Here is a 21,323-nt window from a genome sequence, read left to right on the forward strand (position 1 = left end):
TCATTCGCGTATCCGGGTAAAGGCCAGAACCCGCTCATCGGCCACCGGCTGTAGCGCCGGATGCTGCCAGCCGGTCATCTCGCCGACACCGAGCACCAGCAGCCCACCCGGGGCAAGGCGCTCGGCCAGGCCATTGAGGATGTCGCGCCGCCGCCAGCGGCGGAAATAGATCAGCAGGTTCTGACAGAAAATCACGTCCAGGCCGCTCCACGGCGCCTTGTCCAGGTCCAGCACATTGAGCCGGGCGCAGCACACGCGCGCCGCCAGCTCCGGTGTCACGCGCCAGCCATCCGCCTCGTTGCGCAGATAGCGCTCGCGGCGTTCGGTATCCAGCGCTTCCAGCCGTCGCGCGTCATAACGCGCGTCACGGGCCTGGTTCAACGCGCCCTGGCTGATATCTGTGGCGATCACACCGAACTCCGTTCGCCGGGCAGCGCGACGCTGCACTTCGGCCGCGGAGATGGCCAGCGAATAGGCTTCCTCGCCACTGGCGCATCCCACGCTCCACAGCATCCAGGGCCGTCCTTTGTCTTCCTGCAGACGCCGGCTCAGATACCCCTCCATCACTGCGAAGGAAGGGGCATGACGGTAGAAGCGGGTTTCCTGCACGGTCAGTCGGTCCAGCAGCGTCGCCCATTCCAGGGCGCCTCGCGGCCCCTCGGCAACCCGACGCAGATAGGCCTGGTAATCCTCCAGACCCAGCTCGCGCATGCGCTGGCCAAGCCGGGTCTGCAGGAAGACGCGCCGCCGCTCGCCGAGCACCTGACCGGTGCGTTCCTCGATCAGCGCGCTCCAGGCGCGAAATTCCGCAGTAGTCATGTCGGCCAGGGGTTTCAAGGCCCAGACGCCGCTTGGCTGCATGCCGTGCCCCTCGCTCATGACTCATGATCGGCGCCCCTTGCGAAACGCCGCCCCCTGTCAGGCCTCGTCGCGCGCCGCCGGCAGCTTGAAGCCGGACACCGAGTTGCGCATCTCGTTGGCCAGCTTGGCCAGGTTGCCGATGCTGCGCGCCGTGGCGGTGGTACCGGTGGAGGTCTGCGAGGTGATCTCCTGGATCACGTTCATGGTGCTGGAGATATGGCCGGCGGAAGAGGCCTGCTGGCGCGCCGCGTTGGAGATGTTCTGGATCAGCGCGGCGAGGGTCTTGGATACCTTTTCGATCTCTTCCAGCGACACCCCGGCGTCCTGGGCCAGGCGTGCACCGCGCACCACCTCGGAGGTGGTCTGCTCCATGGAGATCACCGCTTCGTTGGTGTCGGTCTGGATCGCCTTCACCAGCGTTTCGATCTGCTTGGTCGCCGCCGAGGAACGTTCCGCCAAGCGCTGTACTTCGTCGGCTACCACCGCGAAGCCGCGGCCGGCGTCGCCGGCCATGGAGGCCTGGATGGCGGCGTTCAGGGCGAGGATGTTGGTCTGGTCGGCAATGTCGTTGATCAGGCTGACGATGTCGCCGATCTCCTGGGACGATTCACCCAGGCGTTTGATGCGCTTGGCGGTGTCCTGGATCTGCTCGCGGATGCTGTCCATGCCGGTGATGGTGTTGTGCACCACCTCGTTGCCCTTGTTGGCGATGGCCACGGAACGCTCGGCCACCGCGGTGGACTCGGCGGCGTTCGCCGACACCTGGTCAATGGACACGGCCATTTCGTTGATGGCCGCCGATGCGCCGGCGATTTCCTGGGCTTGGTGTTCGGACGCCTCGGCCAGGTGCATGGCGGTCGCCTGGGTTTCCTGGGCGGCGGCAGACACCTGCACGGCGGTCTGGTTGATCGCGCGCACCAGATCACGCATCTGGTCGATGGAGAAGTTGATCGAGTCGGCGATGGCGCCGGTGAAGTCCTCGGTCACGGTGGCGGTCACCGTCAGGTCACCGTCGGCCAGGTCGGCAATTTCGTCGAGCAGTCGCAGAATGGCGGTCTGGTTACGCTCGTTCTTCTCGGCGGTTTCCTGCAGGCGGCGGCGGGTGTCCTGCATCATCACCATGCCGATCAGGATCACGGCCGCCAGCGCCAGGGCGCCCAGCAGGTAGGTGGCCAGGGTGTTCAGATAACGACCGTTGGCGAGTTCGTCGAAGCCGGCGGCCAGGTCGGAGGCCTTGTCCAGCAGGGTCTGCGAGATGCTGAAGATGTTGCCGGCCGATTCCCGCACCTGGAACAGCTCGGGCGAGGTTTCCAGGATCTCGTCCACCGAGCCGGAAACGAACTCGAACAGCTCGGCGATCTCTGCCAGACGCTCACGGGCTTCCGGCTCGGAGACCCGGCTGATCTCCATGGCACGGTTGCCTTCCAGCATGGCGTTGAGCACGCGGCCGAACAGGCTGGCGTCGCGACCGAACATGTCGGCCGCCTGTACCGAGTCCTCGTCGCCGGCCAGCACCTTGTTGACCGCACCGAGGATCCGTTCGGCCAGCAGCGACTGCCGCTGGGCGACCGACACTTGAGCGGCGGGCGCATCGCTCTGCAGCAGGATGTCCACCACTTCCTCGTACTCGACCTGCAGCTGCGGAATGGTTTCCGACAGGGTGGCGGCCACCTGGTGCAAGGACAATACGGTCTGTTCGCTGGCCAGGATCACGTCGGTGTCGCGACGCAGGCGGTTCCAGTCCTTTTCCACCGCATCCATCTGCGGGGCGACTTCGAAGGACACCATTGGCAGGCCGGTGTCCGGGTTGCCCTTGGTCAGGTAGCCCCAGCGGCGATCGAAGTCGTTGCGGGCGTCCTTGAGCAGGGCGAACGCCTCGGCCTTGCCCGCCGCCGCTTCGGTGGCGTTCTTGGCGATACGCTGGGAGAGCACGCGCAGCTCACCCGCGTGGGTGATGTACTCGGTGTCGTAGCCAGACTGCACGTTCAGGTAGGTGAAGTTGGCGAACAGCAGCACGATGGAGACGATCAGGCCGACGAACAGGCCGGCGATCAGCGAGCTGCTGCGCATGCCCGAAAAGAGATTTCCCGCGTTGTTTTTCTTCATGAATGGCCCCCGCCTGGACCCACCGCTATTCCCATTTGAAGCCAACGGACCGGATACCGGCCCACCAATAAATTCGTGTCACACCGCGACGTCGAGGAAGTCCTCGTGCTGCGCCAGTCGCTGCGGACTGAACACCAGCCAGGGCTGCGCGCGATTGAATACGCCATAAATGAAGGGCTGGATGGCCGCTTCCAGGGGCGGCACCTGCTCGGAGAAGGTCTCGACCGGGAAGTGCTGCATGCCGAACACTTCATCCACGACCAGGCCGGAAAACACGTCCTGATGCTCCACCACCAGCACCCGGCGCTGCTTGCGCTGGGCGCTCAGTTCCTCGCCGAAGAAACCGCACAGATCGATCAGCGGCAACAGGCGCCCGCGCACGTTGGCCACTCCCCTGACCCAGGGCTTCACCCCGGGCAACTGGGTGTGGCGCGGCTCGTGCAGGATTTCCCCCACCTCACCCATGGGCGAGACGAACAACCGCTCGCCCATGCGAAAGCCGATCCCACTCCAGGTCTGCTGGGTTTCCTGCTGGGCCGGCAAGCCGGCCGCGAGCGTACGGCAGCGCTGATCGATGCCGAGAAGGAGATCGAAGGGAGTCGGTTGTCCGGACATGCCTGCCCTGCCGTGCCGGGAGTCGATGAGTTCGGTGCGGACGGCGTCAGCCGGCCAGCACCGCGTTCAGCGTCTTGAGCAGGGTTGCCTCGTCCACCGGCTTGGTCAGGTAGTCGCGCGCACCCTGGCGCTTGCCCCAGACCTTATCGGTTTCCTGATCCTTGGTGGTGACGATGATCACCGGAATGTGACTGGTTTCCTCGTCCTTGGTCAGTTGACGGGTGGCCTGGAAGCCATTGAGTCCCGGCATGACCACGTCCATCAGCACGGCATCGGGCTTTTCCTGGCGGGCCAGGGCCACGCCATCGGCGCCGTTCTCGGCCTTGAGCACCTGATGCCCATTCTTTTCGAGCATCTCGGTCAGCTTGTACATCTCGGTCGGAGAGTCATCAACAATCAGAATGCGAGCCATGGTGTTCCCCATACGAAATAACTACGGTCCGTCGCAGGACTCAGGATACCTGTTCACTCGGCACGAACTCCGGCACGTGGGCCTTGATCGCACCCAGCAACTCTTCCTTGCTGAACGGTTTGGTGAGGTATTGATCCGAGCCGACGATCCGCCCCTTCGCCTTGTCGAACAGGCCGTCCTTGGACGAGAGCATGATCACCGGCGTGGATTTGAAGGCGCTGTTGTTCTTGATCAGCGCACAGGTCTGATAGCCGTCCAGACGCGGCATCATGATGTCGACAAAGATGATGTTCGGGTGGGTGTCGGCAATCTTGGCCAGGGCATCAAAACCGTCCACAGCGGTGATGACCTCGCAACCGACCTTCTTCAGCAGGGTTTCCGCGGTGCGGCGAATCGTCTTCGAGTCGTCGATCACCATCACTTTCAAACTGCCGGAATGCTGTTCCATTATCGCCCTACCATTGCCTCGGTGAGTCGTTATCGTTGCGCTTCACCTGCGCCTGAGACCGGTCTACGACAGGGCTTCTACCCTGCCGCCGGCCTTTGTAGCACAGGACCCGGACGGCAATCCACAGAGCAGATCACCCTGCGGATTCAACCTTGACCGAGGGCAACTCCGGCGCCACCCTTGACGCCCTTGCGCCGGTCACCACGTTGGCGACCGGCCGTCACGCTGCAGAGGAACCCTAATGAGCACTCGTCTCGGGATCGTCATGGACCCCATCGCGTCCATCACCTTCAAGAAGGACAGCTCCCTGGCCATGTTGCTGGCTGCCCAGTCGCGCGGCTGGACGCTGTTCTACATGGAGCAGCAGGATCTGTATCAGCGCGGCAGCCAGGCCCGCGCCCGGGTGCGGCCACTGCGCGTGTTCAACGACCCGCAACGCTGGCACGAACTGGATGCCGAGCAGGACATCGCGCTCAACGAGCTCGATGTGATCCTGATGCGCAAGGACCCGCCCTTCAACAGCGAATACGTGTACGCCACCTACCTGCTGGAACTGGCCGAGAAAGCCGGCAGCCTGGTGGTCAACAGCCCGCGCAGCCTGCGCGACTGCAACGAGAAGTTCTTTGCCACCCAGTTCCCGCAATGCACGCCGCCGACCCTGGTGAGCCGGCGCGCGGACATTCTGCGAGAGTTCGCCCGCGAGCACCGTGACGTCATCCTCAAACCGCTGGACGAGATGGGCGGCGCCTCGATCTTCCGGCACCGCGAGGGCGACCCGAACCTGTCGGTGATCCTCGAGGTGCTCACCGAGCATGGCAGCCGGCAGATCATGGCGCAGCGCTACATTCCCGAAATCAAGGATGGCGACAAGCGCATCCTGATGATCGACGGCGAGCCGGTGCCCTATTGCCTGGCGCGCATCCCGGCGCAGGGCGAGACGCGGGGCAATCTGGCCGCCGGCGGCCGAGGCGAACCGCGTCCGCTGACCGAGCGCGACCGCGAGATTGCCGCCCTGGTCGGCCCCGAACTGCGCAAGCGCGGCCTGCTGTTCGTCGGCCTGGACGTGATCGGCGACTACCTCACAGAAATCAACGTGACCAGCCCGACCTGCATCCGCGAGATCGACGCGGCCTACGACACGCGCATCGGCGAGCGCCTGATGGACGCCATCGCCAGCCGTCTGGGTCGCGGCTGAGCGGACAACGGCCACTGACCGGAAGCGCTGCCTGGTTCATGGACTTTTGGACCATCACTGGGCAGACTTCCGGGGTTTCCACGGCGCCGCTTACTCAATGACCGCAGCCATCACCCCCACCCTCGAACCGCCTCGAGTTCGCCCCGCCGACCGACTGGGCTTCACCCTGTTCCTGGCGGTGGCGCTGCACGTCGCGCTGATCTTCGGCCTGGGCTTCACGCTGGCCAAGCCCAGCGAAGTCAGCAAATCGCTGGAAATCACCCTGTCCACCTTCAAGAGCGAGGAGGCCCCGAAACAGGCCGACTTCCTTGCCCAGGACAACCAGCAGGGCAGCGGCACGCTGGAACACAAGGCGGCGCCCAAGACCACCGAGATCGCGCCGTTCCAGGACACCGAGATCAACAAGGTCACTCCGCCGCCCGCCGCGCCGCCGGAAGTGCCGCGCGAGGCGCCCAAGGCCGCCGTGGCTACCCGCGCGCCCCAGCGGGAGCAGACCCCGGTGCAGGCCGAACTGCAGAAGACCGAGCAGCGCCGCCCGGCACCGGAATTCGACAGCTCGCAGCTGTCCGCCGAGATCGCCAGCCTGGAGGCCGACCTGGCGCTGGAACAGCAACGCTACGCCAAGCGGCCGAAAATCCACCGCCTGAACGCCGCCTCGACCATGCGCGACAAGGGCGCCTGGTACAAGGACGAGTGGCGCCGCAAGGTGGAACGCATCGGCAACCTCAACTATCCCGACGAGGCGCGCCGCCAGCAGCTGTACGGCAGCCTGCGCCTGCTGGTGTCGATCCGCCGCGACGGCTCGCTGTACGAGGTACAGGTGCTGGAATCCTCAGGCCAGCCAGTGCTCGACCAGGCCGCCATGCGCATCGTCCACCTGGCCGCCCCGTACGCACCCTTCACTGGCGATCTGGCCGAGTTCGATCGCCTGGAGATCATCCGCACCTGGCGCTTCGAACGCGGCGATCGGCTCTCCAGCCAGTAGCCCGCCCCCAGCAGGGCATCCCGCCACGCCCGCTTTCGCGGGGCGGCTCCAGCCGCGATGCCTTTTCGCTTTTCGCCATGCTTGCCGCCCCTGCCGCGAAGGCCGACACTTACGGCCATGAACACCACCGATACCTACCTGAAGAATCAGTTGCTGATCGCCATGCCGCATCTGGCCGACCCGAACTTCGCCCAGACGCTGATCTACCTGGTCGAGCACAACGAGCATGGCGCCATGGGACTGGTCATCAACCGTCCCAGCGGCCTTGAGCTGGCCGATATCATCGAGCAGCTGCGCCCCGAACAACCCCCGGCACCGGACAGTTACGAGCAGCCGGTATTCAGCGGCGGCCCGGTGCAGACCGACCGTGGTTTCGTGCTGCACGACAGCGGCTGGCAGTACCAGGCCACCCTTGATCTGGGCGAACTGGCGCTGTCCACCTCGCTGGATGTGCTCTACGCCATTGCCGATGGCCATGGCCCGCGCCGCAGCCTGATCACCCTTGGCTACGCTGGCTGGGACGCCGGCCAGCTGGAGACCGAGATCACCGAGAACGCCTGGCTGCACTGCCCGTGCGACGCGCGCCTGCTGTTCGAGCTGCCGGCCGAGCAGCGTCTTGCTGCGGCGGCCGCCTCGCTGGGCGTCGACCTCAACCTGCTGAGCAGCCAGGCGGGGCACGCATGAGCGAGAACCTGCGGCTGGTCATGGGCTTCGATTACGGCACCAAGCAGATCGGCGTGGCGGTGGGCCAGGCCATCACCGGCCAGGCCCGCGAACTCTGCGTACTCAAGGCACAGAACGGCGTGCCCGACTGGACGCGCGTCGAGGCGCTGATCAAGGAATGGCAACCCGATGCCATCGTGGTCGGCCTGCCGCTGAACATGGACGGCACGCCCAGCGACATGAGCGAACGCGCCGAGAAGTTCGCCCGCCGCCTGCACGGCCGCTTCAACCTGCCGGTACATACCCACGATGAACGCCTGACCACCTTCGAGGCCAAGGGCCAGCGCCTGCGCGAGGGCCAACGCGGTGGCTACCGGGATCGCCCGGTGGACGCCCTGGCCGCCGCCCTGCTGCTGGAAGGCTGGCTCGAAGCCCGGGGATAACTCTTCTCGGCCTGCGGGCCGCCTTCAAGGAGCGACCATGACCCTTCCGAATCCCGCCGAACTGCTGCCGCGCATGGCCCGCGACCTGCGCACCCACCTCGCCGCACGGCAGATCAGCGAACCCCGCTTCATCGGCATCCAGACCGGCGGCCTGTGGGTCGCCCAGGCGCTGCTCGACGAACTCGGCGAACCCGGCCCGCTGGGCGCGCTGAACGTGTCCTTCTACCGCGACGACTTCAGCCGCACCGGCCTGCATCCCCAGGTGGGCCCCTCCAACCTGCCGTTCGAGATAGAGGGCCAGCACCTGGTGCTGATCGACGACGTGCTGATGAGCGGCCGCACCGTGCGCGCCGCGCTCAACGAGCTGTTCGACTATGGCCGCCCGGCCAGCGTGACCCTGGTCTGCCTGCTCGACCTGGACGCCCGCGAGCTGCCGATCCGTGCGGATGTGCTCGGCGCCACCCTGTCGCTGGCCCCCGATGAGCGCGTAAAATTGCTCGGCCCCGCGCCGCTCGTCCTCGAGCGACAGATGCTTGCATCCCACTGAGACCCCGAACGATGCCGACCGCCGCTATCAAGCGCCCGCTGCAGCTCAATGACCTTGGGCAGCTGCGCCATTTCCTGTCCCTCGACGGCCTGTCCGGCGAGCTGCTCACCGAGATCCTCGACACCGCCGATTCCTTCCTGGAAGTCGGCGCCCGCGCGGTGAAGAAGGTCCCGCTGCTGCGCGGCCGCACCGTGTGCAACGTGTTCTTCGAGAACTCCACGCGCACGCGCACCACCTTCGAACTGGCTGCCCAGCGGCTGTCGGCCGACGTCATCACCCTGAACGTCTCCACCTCTTCGACCAGCAAGGGCGAGACGCTGTTCGACACCCTGCGCAACCTGGAAGCCATGGCCGCCGACATGTTCGTGGTGCGCCATGCCGATTCCGGTGCCGCGCACTTCATCGCCGAACACGTCTGCCCCGAGGTGGCGATCATCAACGGCGGCGATGGCCGCCACGCGCACCCGACCCAGGGCATGCTCGACATGCTGACCATCCGCCGCCACAAGGGCGACTTCGCCAACCTCTCGGTGGCCATCGTCGGCGACATCCTGCACTCGCGGGTGGCGCGCTCCGACATGCTCGCCCTGCGCGCCCTGGGCTGTCAGGACATCCGCGTGATCGGCCCGCGCACCCTGTTGCCCATCGGCCTGGAGGAAAACTACGGCGTGCGGGTGTTCACCAGCCTGAGCGAAGGGCTGAAGGATGTCGACGTGGTGATCATGCTGCGCCTGCAGCGCGAGCGCATGCAGGGCGGCCTGCTGCCCAGCGAGGGCGAGTTCTACCGCCTGTACGGCCTGAGCACCCAGCGTCTGGCGCTGGCCAAGCCGGATGCCATCGTCATGCACCCGGGGCCGATCAACCGCGGCGTGGAGATCGAATCCGCCGTGGCCGACGGCGCCCAGTCGGTGATCCTCAACCAGGTCACCTACGGCATCGCCATCCGCATGGCGGTCATGTCCATGGCGATGAGCGGCCAGGCCGCCCAGCGCCAGCTCGAATCCGAAACCGCTTCCGAGGAGCAGAACTGATGTCCTCCACCCGTATCCTCGGTGCTCGCGTCATCGACCCGGCCAGCGGCCTGGACCGGGTCACCGACCTCTATCTGGATGCCACCAAGATCGTCGCCATCGGCGAGGCGCCGGCCGGTTTCACAGCCAGCCAGACCCTGGATGCCAGCGGACTGATCGCCGCGCCGGGCCTGGTCGACCTGTCCGTAGCCCTGCGCGAGCCGGGCTACGGTCGCAAGGGCAACATCGCCAGCGAGACCCTGGCCGCCGCCGCCGGTGGCGTCACCAGCCTGTGCTGCCCGCCGCTGACCCGCCCGGTGATGGATACCGCCGCGGTGGTCGACCTGGTGCTGGAACGCGCCCAGGAAGCCGGTCACGCCAAGGTGTTCCCCATCGGCGCCCTGACCAAGGGCCTGGGCGGCGAGCAGCTGGCCGAGCTGGTCACCCTGCGCGACGCCGGTTGCGTGGCCTTCGGCGATGGCCTGACCGACATGCCCAACACCCGCAACCTGCGTCGGGCCATGGAATATGCCGCCACCTTCGACCTGACCCTGGTGCTGCACAGCCAGGATGCCGCGCTGGCCGAAGGCGGCCTGGCCCACGAAGGCCCGACCGCCAGCTTCCTCGGCCTGGCCGGTATTCCGGAAAGCGCCGAAACCGTTGCCCTGTCCCGCCAGTTGCTGCTGGTGGAACAGTCCGGCGTGCGCGCGCACTTCACCCAGCTGACCAGTGCCCGGGGCGTGGAAATGATCGCGCAGGCCCAGGCCCGCGGCCTGCCGGTGAGCGCCGACGTGGCGCTGTACCAGCTGATCCTTACCGACGAGGCGCTGGCCGGCTTCTCCAGCCTCTACCATGTGCAGCCGCCGCTGCGCTCGCGCGCCGACCGCGACGCCCTGCGCGAGGCGGTGAAAAGCGGTGTGGTGCAGGCGATTGCCAGTCATCACCAGTCCCACGATCTGGACGCCAAGCTGGCGCCCTTCGCCGCCACCGAGCCGGGCATCAGCAGCGTGGAATTACTGCTGCCGCTGGCCATGACGCTGGTGGAGGACGGCCTGCTGGATCTGCCGACCCTGCTGGATCGCCTGAGCTGGGGCCCGGCGCGGGCGCTGCAGCTGCCCGCCGGCCGCCTGGCTGTGGGCGCCCCGGCCGACCTGCTGCTGTTCGATCCGGCCAGCAGCACGCTGGCCGGTGAAAGCTGGTACTCCAAGGGGCAAAACTGCCCGTTCCTCGGCCACTGCCTGCCCGGCAAGGTGCGCTACACCCTGATGGACGGGCGGATCAGCTACCAGGGTTGAGTCAGGTGCCCCCCCTGTGGGAGCGAATTCATTCGCGAGCTTTCAGGCCACACCCGGAAGCTCGCGGACAAGACCGCTCCCACAGTACGGGCGTTGGGTTTCAGCCCCACAGCCGATTGCGTTCGGAAATCTGCTGGTTCAGTGTCCAGAAGTCGTAGAGCACCCCAATCAGGAAAAAGCCACCGGTCAGCAGATAGAGCAGGCCGGTGATCCACTTGCCCTGGTACATCCGGTGCACGCCGAACACGCCGAGGAAGGTCAGCAGGATCCAGGCGATGTTGTAGTCCAGCCGCCCGGAGTTGAAGCGCAGGTCCGCCTGGCGATCCATCGAAGGGATCAGGAACAGGTCGATGATCCAGCCGACGAACAGCAGGCCAAGGGTGAAGAACCAGATCGTCCCGGTGATCGGCTTGCCGTAATAGAAGCGGTGCGAGCCGAGGAAGCCAAAGATCCAGAGCAGATAACCGATGACCTTGCTGTGGGTGTCGTGATAGCGCATGGGCGTGCCCCCTGACGGAATGGATCGGGCTCAGCCTAACCCATCGGCGCGCACGTTGCGCCCTCAGCGCGCCAACGGCAGCTGGACGACATTGCCGTACTGCGGCGCCGGCGCGCAGCGCTGCAGGGAGCGCAACAGCTCCTCGACCTCCTCCCGCTGCTGCGCCAGTTGCTCGGCATAGCGGCCCAGCATCTGCCCGCGCGTGCGGGCCTGACGGCTGGCCTGGGCCAGGGCGCGCATTTCCAGCAGCTGTTGTTCGAGCAGCTGCTTGCGCTCCTGATTGAACTGCAGCAGCGGCAACAGCACCTCGGCTTCCCAGCGCTCGATGGCGCCTCGCAGGCGCCGATGCAGATCGACCACCGACTGCGCCAGGGTGCCCAGGAAGCGACGGGTCAGACTGTGCTGCTCGGTCAACAGCGTGCTGGGCCGCAGGCGAAAATGGTCGGCCCGCAGCCGCAGTTGCTGCAGCTCACGGGCAAAGGCCTCCAGTTCCAGACGCGGCGCATCCACCGCCATCAGCGGGTACGCCTCGTTATGCCGGCGATAGATGGCCGCCACGGTGCGGTCCGCCATGGCAGCCTCGTTGCGCAGGTGGTCCAGGTCGGACTCCAGCAGGCTGAAGAAGCCCACGATGCCCTGGTTGATGCCCAGTGTCGTCCAGCTGCCCAACAGGCGCTCGCGCACCGCCAGCAGATGCTGCTCCAGCCGCTCGGGACCGATGGCCTGACGCAACAGCTCGGCCTGCCGGCGCAACAGGTTCTGCTGACCGCGCAGGGCAATCAGCCCCTTGTGGTGTTCGGCATGCTCGGCGCGCGCCCGCTCACCCAGCTCGGCGAGCACCGCGTCCTGGTCACGCTCCTGCGCCGCCAGCTGCCGCTGCTGGTCAGCCACCCGTGCAATGCGCTGCGCCAGCAGCGCCTCGCTGGTCACCAGCATCTCGCGCAGCGGCGCCACCACCTGCTCGTCGACCAGCCGCCCCCGGTCGGCAACCAGGCGCTCGCCCAGCAGCGACTCCAGTTCGGCAAAGCGGCTGCGCGCCAGCAAACGGGCATCGTTGCGCACCCGGGCCAACAGTCCCTGGCGGGCGGACAGGGGCACCACCTGCTCGACGCCCAGCCCCAGTTGCTCCGCACTGTCGCGGCGCACCCGCTCCTGATTGGCGGCGATTTCCTCGGGCGCGAGCAGCTCGTCCTCCAGCACGTCGATCTTGTTGAGCAGCGCATACAGACGGCGCGGGCCGATGCGGTCCAGGCCACGCACATGGCCGTCCCAGATGGCCAGGTCGCTGGCCGTCACGCCGCTATCGGCCGCCAGCAGGAAAAACACCACCTGGGCCTCCGGCAACATCGACAAGGTGAGCTCGGGCTCGCTGCCCAGGGCGTTCAGCCCGGGGGTATCGAGGATGCGCAGCCCCTTGCGCAGCAGCGGATGGTCGACGCTGGCCAGCGCGTGCCGCCAGGCCGGGACGCGCACGCGCTCCGCTTCCCCGCTCGGCTCCAGGGTGGCGGGGTCGAAGCCCAGGCGCAGCGCCTGCTCGCGGGAAACCGACTTGACCCGCGCCACCTCGGCGAAGGCGTCGGCCATGGCGGCGGGTTCCTGCGCATCCAGGTTGAAGGTCACCCAGGCCGCCGGCCGCTGGCGCAGCTCGGCCAGCGAGACCTCTTCCAGGCGGGTCTCGATGGGCAGCAGGCGCAGGTACGGACGTGCCGCCCGTGCATCGAAGAACAGCTCGGTGGGACACATGGTGGTGCGCCCGGGCTGCGAGGGCAGGATGCGCCGGCCACAACCGGCAAAGAACAGGGCGTTGATCAGCTCGGTCTTGCCCCGCGAGAACTCGCCGACGAAGGCCAGCGTCAGTTGTTCACTGCGCAGCTGACGCAAGGCGCGCTCCAGGCGCGCCTCCAGCGCCGGCGTGGCCATTCGGTTGGCGGCCAGCCAGCTGCGATAGCGCACCAGTACGGCGGTCAACGCCCGCTTCCATTGCACGGAGGCATCGATCTGCTGGCCGAGGCGGTCCAGGCTCATGGCGGCATGTCCTTATGCGAAGAGGCATGCCGTGCATTATTGGCCAGCCGGGCGGGGCGTCCAGCGACTGGCGCACACCGTGACGGCTGTCGATCAACCCCGGGTGATCTGCAGCCCCTCCGGGAACCGCTGCGGCCTCGCGATGCGCACGCGCTTCTGGCGGTTCAGCTCGCCGCTTTCCAGACTGACCTGGTTCTTCGGCACGCCGAAGGCCTTGGCCAGGAAGGCCATGAGGTGGGCGTTGGCCTTGCCTTCCACCGGCGGGGCGGTGAGGCGGATCTTCAGGCGATCACCATGCAGGCCGGCGAATTCGTCCTTGCTGGCCTTGGGCTGCAGATGGACAGCGAGGACCAGGTCCTCGCCGTCCCAGCGGTACCCGTCCATTACATGAACGGGCTGAGGATCTGCGGCATGTGGGTCATGGCCGCCAGGTTGCGGATCACCAGCATGTCCAGCAGGTTGAGGGCGATGAAGGCGAAGATCGGCGAGATGTCCAGGCCGCCCAGGTTGGGCAGGAAGCGGCGGATGGGCGCCAGCAGCGGTTCGCAGATCTGATGCACCAGCTGCGCGGCCGGGTTGTGGCTGCCCGGGGCGACCCAGGAAAGGATCACGCTGACGATCAGGGCGAAGAAGAAGATCTTCAGGAACAACGAGGTGACGCCGATCAGCGACCAGACCAGCAGTTGCAGCAGGTTGCCGCCGAAGCCGAAGCCCAGCAGGGCCAGGGTGACGATCATCAGCAGCAGCTGCACGAGGATCGCCAGCACCAGCGAGGCCAGGTCGATGCCGCCGAACCCGGGAATCACCCGGCGCAGCGGCATCAAGAGCGGCGAGGTGGCGCGCACGATGAACTGGCTGAGCGGGTTGTAGAAGTCGGCGCGCACCAGCTGCAGCACGAAGCGCAGCAGCACGATCAGCAGGTACAGGCTGCCGAGGGTTTGAATCACATACACGGCGGCGGTGGAAAGACCGTTCATCAACAGCTCCTTATTGACCCAGTTGTTCGGCCAGCTCGGCGGAACGAGCGGCGGCGGCGTTCAATGCCTGTTGCACGAGGGATTCGAAACCACCGGCCTGGAAAGCCTTGATGGCTGCTTCGGTGGTGCCGTTCGGCGAGGTGACCCGGCGACGCAGTTCGGCGGCGTCCACATCGCTTTCAGTGGCCATGCGCGCCGCGCCAAGCGCGGTCTGCAGGGTCAGCTGCGCGGCGGTTTCGCGTGGCAGACCAAGCTGCTCGCCGGCGGCGGTCATCGCCTCGATGAGCAGGAAGAAGTAGGCCGGGCCGCTGCCGGACACGGCGGTGACTGCGTCGATCAGCTTCTCTTCATCCAGCCACAGGGCCACGCCGACCGCCGACAGCAGTTGCTCGGCCTGGGCGCGCTGCGCCGCGCTGACCTGCGCATTGGCGAACAGCCCGCTGACGCCCTGGCGCAGCAGCGCCGGCGTGTTGGGCATGCAGCGCACGATCGGTCGATCGCCCAGCCACTGTTCGAGGCTGGCGCAGGGAATGCCCGCGGCGATGGAAACGATCAAAGGACTGCCGGTCAGGCTGGGCGCCAGCGCCTGGCACACGGCTTTCATGACCTGCGGCTTGACCGCCAGCACCACCACGTCAGCGCCAGCCACCGCCTCGGCGTTGTCGGCGCACAGGAAGATACCGTGCTCGGCGCCCAGACGGGCGCGCTGTTCGGCGCTGGGATCGCTGGCGCGGATGCGTTCGGCGGGCACGCCCTGGGCGCGCAGGCCGCCGATCAGGCTGGCGGCCATGTTGCCGGCGCCGATGAAGGCGATTCGAGGTTGGTTCATAACGGATTCCTTCAGGAGGGGCGCGCGGCGGAATAGTCGCGCGCGCCGAACAGCGCCGTGCCGATGCGCACCCAGGTGGCGCCTTCGGCGATGGCGGATTCGAGGTCGTGGCTCATGCCCATGGACAGGGTATCGAGCTCATAAGGTAGCCGGGCCTGCAGTTCGCGCAGGCGGGCGAAGGCGGCGCGCTGCTCGGCGGGATCGTCAGTCGGTTCGGGGATGGTCATCAGTCCACGCAGACGCAGGTTCGGCAAGGCCGCCACGGCGGCGGCCAGCGCCGGCAGCTCCTCCGGCGCGCAGCCCGACTTGCTGGCCTCGCCGCTGACATTCACCTGCAGGCAGATGTTCAGCGCCGGCAGCCCGGCCGGGCGCTGTTCGGACAGGCGCTGGGCGATCTTCAGGCGATCCACCGAATGCACCCAGGCGAAATGCTCGGCGATGGCCTTGGTCTTGTTCGACTGGATGGGGCCGATGAAATGCCAGCACAGCGGCAGATCGGCCAGCGCCTGCTGCTTGCCCAGGGCTTCCTGCAGGTAGTTCTCGCCAAAATCGCACTGGCCGCGGGCGTATGCGGCGCGGATCGCCTCGGCCGGCTGGGTCTTGCTCACCGCCAGCAGACCGATGCCGGCCGGGTCGCGCCCGACCCCTTGCGCCGCCTCACGGATCCGCGCGCGGACCTTTGCAATCTTCTCTTCTATCGTCGACATTACTGGCGCTCTGAGCCGGGCCCCGGAGGCTTGGCATTCTACCCGCTTGCCTGTGATTGGGGAGTCCCATGGATATTACCGAGCTGCTCGCCTTCAGCGCCAAACAGGGCGCGTCGGACCTGCACCTGTCGTCCGGTTTGCCGCCGATGATCCGCGTGGACGGCGATGTCCGGCGCATCAACCTGCCGGCCATGGACCACAAACAGGTGCACGCGCTGATCTACGACATCATGAACGACAAGCAGCGCAAGGATTACGAGGAGTTCCTGGAAACCGACTTCTCCTTCGAAGTCCCCGGCGTGGCGCGCTTCCGGGTCAACGCCTTCAACCAGAACCGTGGCCCCGGCGCGGTGTTCCGCACCATTCCGTCCAAGGTGCTGACCATGGAAGACCTGTCCATGGGCGAGATCTTCAAGAAGATCGCCGACGTGCCGCGCGGCCTGGTGCTGGTCACCGGCCCCACCGGTTCGGGTAAGTCGACCACCCTGGCGGCGATGCTCGACTACATCAACAGCAACAAATACCAGCACATCCTCACCGTCGAGGACCCTATCGAATTCGTCCACGAATCCAAGAAGTGCCTGGTCAACCAGCGCGAGGTGCACCGCGACACCCTCGGCTTCAACGAAGCGCTGCGTTCGGCGCTGCGTGAGGACCCGGACATCATCCTGGTCGGCGAAATGCGCGACCTGGAAACCATCCGCCTGGCGCTGACCGCCGCGGAAACCGGTCACCTGGTGTTCGGCACCCTGCACACCACCTCGGCGGCCAAGACCATCGACCGTATCGTCGACGTGTTCCCGGCCGAGGAGAAATCCATGGTCCGCTCGATGCTCTCCGAGTCGCTGCAGGCGGTGGTCTCGCAGACCCTGCTGAAGAAGATCGGCGGCGGCCGGGTGGCGGCCCACGAGATCATGATCGGCACCCCGGCGATCCGTAACCTGATCCGCGAGGACAAGGTGGCGCAGATGTACTCGGCGATCCAGACCGGCGGCGCGCAGGGCATGCAGACCCTCGACGCCTGCCTGAAGAACCTGCTGGCCAAGGGCATGATCAGCCGCGACAGCGCCCGCGAAAAGGCCAAGTCGCCCGAGCATTTCTGAGCCAGCGGCGGCGCGATTCCGCAGGAGCGAATTCATTCGCGAGCTTCTGGCCACGGCCTGCAGCCTGGCCGACCGCCGAAAAGCTCGCGGACGAGTCCGCTCCCACGGCCCGACGCAGCTCCCGCTCGCGTAATTCTTAACGACAGGGATCATCCCCATGGAAATGGAACAACTGCTGCGCCTGATGGTGGAAAAAGGCGGCTCCGACCTGTTCATCACCGCCGGCGTGCCGCCGTCGATGAAGGTCAACGGGCGCATCCTGCCGGTGACCAAGGCCGCACTGTCCCCGGAAATGACCCGCGAGACCGTGCTCGGCACCATGAACGAGCAGCAGCGCCGCGAGTTCGCCGAGAACCACGAGTGCAATTTCGCCATCAGCGCGCGCGGCATCGGCCGTTTCCGGGTCAGCGCCTTCTACCAGCGCAATCTGGTGGGCATGGTGCTGCGGCGTATCGAGACCAACATTCCTACGCTGGACGACCTCAAGCTGCCCGAGGTGCTGAAGAAGCTGTCGCTCTCCAAGCGCGGCCTGATCCTGTTCGTCGGCGCCACCGGCACTGGCAAGTCCACCTCGCTGGCGGCGATGATCGGCCACCGCAACAAGAACTCCAGCGGCCACATCATCACCATCGAAGACCCGATCGAGTACATCCACCAGCACCAGAACTGCATCGTCACCCAGCGCGAGGTCGGCATCGACACCGAGTCCTTCGAGGTGGCACTGAAGAACACCCTGCGCCAGGCGCCGGACGTGATCCTCATCGGCGAGGTGCGCACCCGCGAGACCATGGACTACGCCGTGGCCTTCGCCGAAACCGGCCACCTGTGCCTGGCCACCCTGCACGCCAACAACGCCAACCAGGCGCTGGACCGCATCATCAACTTCTTTCCCGCCGACCGGCAGCAGCAGGTGTGGATGGACCTATCGCTCAACCTGCGCGCCATCGTCGCCCAGCAGTTGGTGCCGACCCCGGACGGCAAAGGCCGCCGCGCGGTGATCGAGGTGCTGATCAACACGCCGCTGGCCGCCGACCTGATTCGCAAGGGTGAAGTGCATGAGCTCAAGTCGCTGATGAAGCGCTCCACCGAGCAGGGCATGCAGACCTTCGACCAGGCGCTCTACCAGCTGTATACCCAGGGCGAGATCACCTACCAGGACGCGCTGGCCCATGCCGACTCGTCGAACGACCTGCGCCTGATGATCAAGCTGGGTTCGGAAACCGACGGCGAGCACCTGAGCGTCACCAGCCAGAAGCTCAGCCTGGCGCCCAGCGACGACGATCTCCGGATGTAGGACAGTCTGTAGGGTGGAAACTCGCGTAGCGATTTTCCAACAATGGGCGTGCCGCCAGGCTGCTGCGTCAAACGAAAAAACCCACCTCACGGTGGGTTTTTTCATTCACGGAACCGACTCAGATGGGGCGGCTGCCGTACTTGCTGTCCGGCTTCTTGGGCGGATCGGCGACGACGTTGGGCTCGATCTCCTGGACCCGGCCACCGCGCGCGAGGAATTCTTCCATGGCGCGGGCCAGCGCATCACGCTCCTTCTGCTTGGCCTCCACGCTGGGAAGCTCTTCAGGATCGACCGCCTGCTTGACCTTCTTGCTGGTGGGGGCAGGTGCCTCGACGTCATCGTCGCCGTCAATCTCCTCGGCGGCGCTCAGCTCCTCGCCTTCCTCCTCGTCGGTGGTTTCCAGTTCGTCCTGTTCGAGATCTTCGTCGCTCATATTCACCTCATGTCTTGCTCGAAGTCGGGTAGTTATAGCCCAGACAAAAAAAATTTCGACTTCGCCTAAAGCAGCAGTCACGCGTGCTCGCTGACGCACCCTGTGCGTGCCGGCTGGCGATTTTGGCGCGCATTCTAGCGTGGCGACGGAAAAAACAAAGGGCGCCCGAAGGCGCCCTTTGTCAGAGAGTACGACTCAGCGCGTGCTGGTGAACTCCGGGTAGGCCTCCAGGCCACATTCAGCCACGTCCACTCCCTCGTATTCCTCTTCCTCGGTGACGCGCAGGCCCATCACCGCCTTGATGATTGCCCACACGATCAGGCTGGCGAAGAACACCCAGGCGAAGATGCACACCACGCCCAGCAACTGCGCACCGAAAGCGGCGTCGGCGTTGGTGGCCGGCACGATCAGGCAACCCCAGATACCGACCACGCCGTGCACGGAAATGGCGCCGACCGGGTCATCGATCTTCAGGCGGTCCAGGCCGAGGATGCTGAACACCACCAGTACACCCCCCACGGCACCGATCAGCATGGCTTGCTCAGCGCTCGGGGTCAGCGGTTCGGCGGTGATGGCCACCAGGCCGGCCAGCGCCCCGTTGAGGATCATGGTCAGGTCGGACTTGCCAAACAGCAGGCGCGCGGTGATCAACGCGGCCACCAGGCCACCGGCGGCGGCCAGGTTGGTGTTGACGAACACCTGGGCCACGGCATTGGCATCTTCGATGGTGCTCATCTTCAGCTGCGAGCCGCCGTTGAAGCCGAACCAGCCCATCCACAGGATGAAGGTGCCGAGCGTAGCCAGCGGCAGGTTGGCGCCGGGGATGGCGTTGATCTGGCCATTGGGGCCGTACTTGCCCTTGCGGGCGCCCAGCAGCAGCACACCGGCCAGGGCAGCGGAGGCACCGGCCATGTGGACCAGGCCGGAGCCGGCGAAGTCGGAGAAGCCGGCGGCGTCCAGGAAACCGCCGCCCCACTTCCAGAAGCCCTGGATCGGGTAGATGAAGCCGGTCATCACCACCGCGAAGGCGATGAAGGCCCACAGCTTCATGCGCTCGGCCACGGCGCCGGACACCACCGACATCGCGGTGGCGGCGAACACGATCTGGAAGAAGAAGTCGGCGCGGGCAGCATAGTAGGGAGCGTCTTCCCCGCCGGCGGCGACCACGTCAACGGCGTTCTCGTCGCCGATCAGAAAGCCCAGGCTCGGCAGGATGCCGCCTTCCGGGCTGGAGTACATGATGTAGTAGCCGACCAGCAGGTACATGATGGAGGCCACGGAATACAGCACGATGTTCTTGGTGAGGATCTCGGCGGTGTTCTTGGCACGCACCAGACCCGATTCGAGCATGGCGAAACCGGCCGCCATCCACATCACCAGGGCACCGCAGATCAGGAAATAGAAGGTATCGAAGCCGTACTGGACGGGTATCAGGGCACTGCTTTCCATTGTGTTGTTCCTTGCTGTTGCGCGTCAGGCGCGCTTGAGGAAGGCGGCAGGCGGGGCCCACCGGGTGCCCGGCGCAAGGCCGGGCACCGCTCGGCTTACAGGTTGTAGCCGCGCTCGTTGTGCAGGCTGAGGTCGAGGCCGATGGTCTCTTCTTCCTCCGTCACCCGCAGGCCCATGACCAGATCGATCACCTTGAGGATCACGTAGGTCAGGACACCGGTGTACACGACGGTGAACAGCACGCTTTCGGTCTGGATCCACAGCTGGGTGGCGATGCTCTCGATCTCGCCGAAGCCGCCCAGGGACTGGGCGCCGAAGGCACCGACCAGGATCGCGCCGACGATACCGCCGACACAGTGCACGCCGAAGACGTCCAGCGAGTCGTCGTAGCCCAGCTTGCGCTTGAGGCTGGTGGCACAGAAGAAGCAGATCACACCGGAAGCCAGACCGATCACCAGGGCGCCGACCGGGCCGACCGCGCCAGCGGCGGGGGTGATGGCCACCAGGCCCGCGACCACACCGGAGGCGATGCCCAGGGCGCTGGGTTTGCGGTGGGTGATCCACTCGGCGAACATCCAGGCCAGCGCAGCGGCGGCAGTGGCGATCTGGGTGACCAGCATGGCCATGCCGGCGGTTTCGTCAGCGGCGGCGGCGGAACCGGCGTTGAAGCCGAACCAGCCGATCCACAGCATGGCGGCGCCCATCAGGGTGTAGCCCAGGTGATGCGGGGCCATCGGGGTGGTCGGGAAGCCCTTGCGCTTGCCCAGCACCAGGCAGGCCACCAGGCCAGCGATACCGGCGTTGATGTGCACCACGGTGCCGCCGGCGAAGTCGATCACGCCTTCGTCCCACAGCAGGGCGCCGTCGCCACCCCAGACCATGTGGGCCATGGGGGCATAGACGATGGTGAACCACACGGCCATGAACACCAGCATGGCGGAGAACTTCATGCGCTCGGCGAAGGCACCGACGATCAGGGCCGGAGTGATGATCGCGAAGGTCATCTGGAAGGTGACGAATACGCTTTCCGGGAAGGCGCCGACCAGGGCGTCCTTGGTCAGGTTGCTGAGGAAGGCGTTGTCCAGGCTGCCGACGATGGAGTTGATGTTGAACACACCAGCTTCCATGCCTTCCGTGCTGAAGGCCAGGCTATAGCCGTAGGCGAACCACAGGATGCTCATCAGACCAGTGATGGCGAAGCATTGCATCATCACCGAGAGCACGTTCTTGGAGCGCACCATGCCGGCGTAGAACAGCGCCAGGCCGGGGATGGTCATGAACAGCACCAGGGCGGTGGAGGTCAGCATCCAGGCGGTGTCGCCGGCATTCAGGGTGGCGGTTTCCTCCTGGGCCATGGCCAGGCTTGAGAAACCTAAAGACAACAGGGCGCCTAGCCCTGCGATTTTTCGCAGAGTCATGGTTGTTAC

23 protein-coding genes are annotated in these 21,323 nt (G+C 66.1%); 9 read left to right on the forward strand and 14 right to left on the reverse strand.

What is annotated here, in order from left to right:
- The 5 genes from AS93_RS0102430 to pilG all read right to left on the reverse strand — a co-directional run bounded on the left by AS93_RS0102430 (position 1) and on the right by pilG (position 4,442).
- Entirely contained in the window at positions 1 to 861 is an 861-nt protein-coding gene (locus AS93_RS0102430; RefSeq protein WP_027589103.1) for a CheR family methyltransferase, read from the reverse strand.
- Positions 862 to 918: 57 nt separating this feature from the next.
- Positions 919 to 2,967: a methyl-accepting chemotaxis protein gene (locus AS93_RS0102435; protein ID WP_027589104.1), complete on the reverse strand. Its 2,049-nt coding sequence runs from the start codon at positions 2,965 to 2,967 to the stop codon at positions 919 to 921.
- 78 nt (positions 2,968 to 3,045) lie between these two features.
- Positions 3,046 to 3,582 carry a chemotaxis protein CheW gene (locus AS93_RS0102440; protein ID WP_027589105.1) on the reverse strand — a complete coding sequence of 179 codons (537 nt, stop codon included), beginning with the start codon at positions 3,580 to 3,582 and terminating at the stop codon, positions 3,046 to 3,048.
- A gap of 46 nt (positions 3,583 to 3,628) precedes the next feature.
- The gene (gene pilH / locus AS93_RS0102445; RefSeq protein WP_027589106.1) at positions 3,629 to 3,994 is read right to left on the reverse strand and encodes a twitching motility response regulator PilH; all 366 of its coding nucleotides are present in this window, start codon (positions 3,992 to 3,994) and stop codon (positions 3,629 to 3,631) included.
- Positions 3,995 to 4,034: 40 nt separating this feature from the next.
- Positions 4,035 to 4,442: a twitching motility response regulator PilG gene (gene pilG / locus AS93_RS0102450; protein ID WP_027589107.1), complete on the reverse strand. Its 408-nt coding sequence runs from the start codon at positions 4,440 to 4,442 to the stop codon at positions 4,035 to 4,037.
- A gap of 241 nt (positions 4,443 to 4,683) precedes the next feature.
- Between pilG and gshB the strand changes: the two genes are divergently transcribed.
- From gshB to AS93_RS0102485, 7 genes are all read left to right on the forward strand, one after another.
- Positions 4,684 to 5,637: a glutathione synthase gene (gshB, locus tag AS93_RS0102455; RefSeq protein WP_027589108.1), complete on the forward strand. Its 954-nt coding sequence runs from the start codon at positions 4,684 to 4,686 to the stop codon at positions 5,635 to 5,637.
- Between the two features lie 97 nt (positions 5,638 to 5,734).
- Positions 5,735 to 6,622 (forward strand): energy transducer TonB, encoded by an 888-nt coding sequence (locus tag AS93_RS0102460; protein WP_027589109.1) that lies wholly within the window; start codon positions 5,735 to 5,737, stop codon positions 6,620 to 6,622.
- 117 nt (positions 6,623 to 6,739) lie between these two features.
- Entirely contained in the window at positions 6,740 to 7,306 is a 567-nt protein-coding gene (locus AS93_RS0102465; protein WP_027589110.1) for a YqgE/AlgH family protein, read from the forward strand.
- On the forward strand, positions 7,303 to 7,728 hold the full coding sequence (gene ruvX / locus AS93_RS0102470; protein WP_027589111.1) for a Holliday junction resolvase RuvX: 426 nt from the start codon (positions 7,303 to 7,305) through the stop codon (positions 7,726 to 7,728). Before AS93_RS0102465 ends, ruvX begins: the two co-directional genes overlap by 4 nt.
- Positions 7,729 to 7,765: 37 nt before the next feature.
- On the forward strand, positions 7,766 to 8,275 hold the full coding sequence (gene pyrR, locus AS93_RS0102475; protein WP_027589112.1) for a bifunctional pyr operon transcriptional regulator/uracil phosphoribosyltransferase PyrR: 510 nt from the start codon (positions 7,766 to 7,768) through the stop codon (positions 8,273 to 8,275).
- Between the two features lie 11 nt (positions 8,276 to 8,286).
- Entirely contained in the window at positions 8,287 to 9,306 is a 1,020-nt protein-coding gene (locus AS93_RS0102480; protein WP_027589113.1) for an aspartate carbamoyltransferase catalytic subunit, read from the forward strand.
- Positions 9,306 to 10,580 (forward strand): dihydroorotase, encoded by a 1,275-nt coding sequence (locus AS93_RS0102485; RefSeq protein WP_027589114.1) that lies wholly within the window; start codon positions 9,306 to 9,308, stop codon positions 10,578 to 10,580. Before AS93_RS0102480 ends, AS93_RS0102485 begins: the two co-directional genes overlap by 1 nt.
- A gap of 100 nt (positions 10,581 to 10,680) precedes the next feature.
- Here AS93_RS0102485 and AS93_RS0102490 read toward each other — a convergent pair whose 3' ends face one another.
- From AS93_RS0102490 to AS93_RS0102515, 6 genes are all read right to left on the reverse strand, one after another.
- Positions 10,681 to 11,079, reverse strand: coding sequence for a TM2 domain-containing protein (locus AS93_RS0102490; protein ID WP_027589115.1), 399 nt, complete (start codon positions 11,077 to 11,079; stop codon positions 10,681 to 10,683).
- Between the two features lie 63 nt (positions 11,080 to 11,142).
- Complete coding sequence (locus AS93_RS0102495) at positions 11,143 to 13,104, reverse strand: dynamin family protein (RefSeq protein ID WP_027589116.1); 1,962 nt, start codon at positions 13,102 to 13,104, stop codon at positions 11,143 to 11,145.
- Between the two features lie 93 nt (positions 13,105 to 13,197).
- Positions 13,198 to 13,488 (reverse strand): DUF167 domain-containing protein, encoded by a 291-nt coding sequence (locus AS93_RS0102500; RefSeq protein WP_027589117.1) that lies wholly within the window; start codon positions 13,486 to 13,488, stop codon positions 13,198 to 13,200.
- Positions 13,488 to 14,081: a YggT family protein gene (locus AS93_RS0102505; RefSeq protein ID WP_027589118.1), complete on the reverse strand. Its 594-nt coding sequence runs from the start codon at positions 14,079 to 14,081 to the stop codon at positions 13,488 to 13,490. The genes AS93_RS0102500 and AS93_RS0102505 overlap by 1 nt, the downstream gene beginning before the upstream one ends.
- 10 nt (positions 14,082 to 14,091) lie before the next feature.
- A complete protein-coding gene (gene proC, locus AS93_RS0102510; protein ID WP_027589119.1) occupies positions 14,092 to 14,910 on the reverse strand; it encodes a pyrroline-5-carboxylate reductase in 819 nt (272 codons plus the stop codon).
- An 11-nt stretch (positions 14,911 to 14,921) separates the two neighbouring features.
- Positions 14,922 to 15,617 (reverse strand): YggS family pyridoxal phosphate-dependent enzyme, encoded by a 696-nt coding sequence (locus AS93_RS0102515; RefSeq protein ID WP_027589120.1) that lies wholly within the window; start codon positions 15,615 to 15,617, stop codon positions 14,922 to 14,924.
- Positions 15,618 to 15,685: 68 nt separating this feature from the next.
- Here AS93_RS0102515 and AS93_RS0102520 point away from each other — a divergent pair, with 68 nt between their 5' ends.
- Positions 15,686 to 16,720 (forward strand): type IV pilus twitching motility protein PilT, encoded by a 1,035-nt coding sequence (locus AS93_RS0102520; RefSeq protein ID WP_027589121.1) that lies wholly within the window; start codon positions 15,686 to 15,688, stop codon positions 16,718 to 16,720.
- Between the two features lie 157 nt (positions 16,721 to 16,877).
- Positions 16,878 to 18,014, forward strand: a complete 1,137-nt coding sequence (locus tag AS93_RS0102525; RefSeq protein ID WP_027589122.1) for a PilT/PilU family type 4a pilus ATPase — start codon at positions 16,878 to 16,880, stop codon at positions 18,012 to 18,014.
- A 118-nt stretch (positions 18,015 to 18,132) separates the two neighbouring features.
- Here the strand turns inward: AS93_RS0102525 and sutA are convergent, their stop codons facing one another.
- The 3 genes from sutA to AS93_RS0102540 all read right to left on the reverse strand — a co-directional run bounded on the left by sutA (position 18,133) and on the right by AS93_RS0102540 (position 21,314).
- On the reverse strand, positions 18,133 to 18,447 hold the full coding sequence (gene sutA, locus AS93_RS0102530; RefSeq protein ID WP_027589123.1) for a transcriptional regulator SutA: 315 nt from the start codon (positions 18,445 to 18,447) through the stop codon (positions 18,133 to 18,135).
- Positions 18,448 to 18,642: 195 nt separating this feature from the next.
- On the reverse strand, positions 18,643 to 19,896 hold the full coding sequence (locus AS93_RS0102535; RefSeq protein WP_027589124.1) for an ammonium transporter: 1,254 nt from the start codon (positions 19,894 to 19,896) through the stop codon (positions 18,643 to 18,645).
- 95 nt (positions 19,897 to 19,991) lie between these two features.
- Positions 19,992 to 21,314, reverse strand: a complete 1,323-nt coding sequence (locus tag AS93_RS0102540) for an ammonium transporter (RefSeq protein WP_027589125.1) — start codon at positions 21,312 to 21,314, stop codon at positions 19,992 to 19,994.
- Positions 21,315 to 21,323 lie beyond the last annotated feature (9 nt).

It is taken from the genome of Pseudomonas sp. RL (assembly GCF_000647775.1).
GTDB lineage: Bacteria > Pseudomonadota > Gammaproteobacteria > Pseudomonadales > Pseudomonadaceae > Serpens > Serpens flexibilis.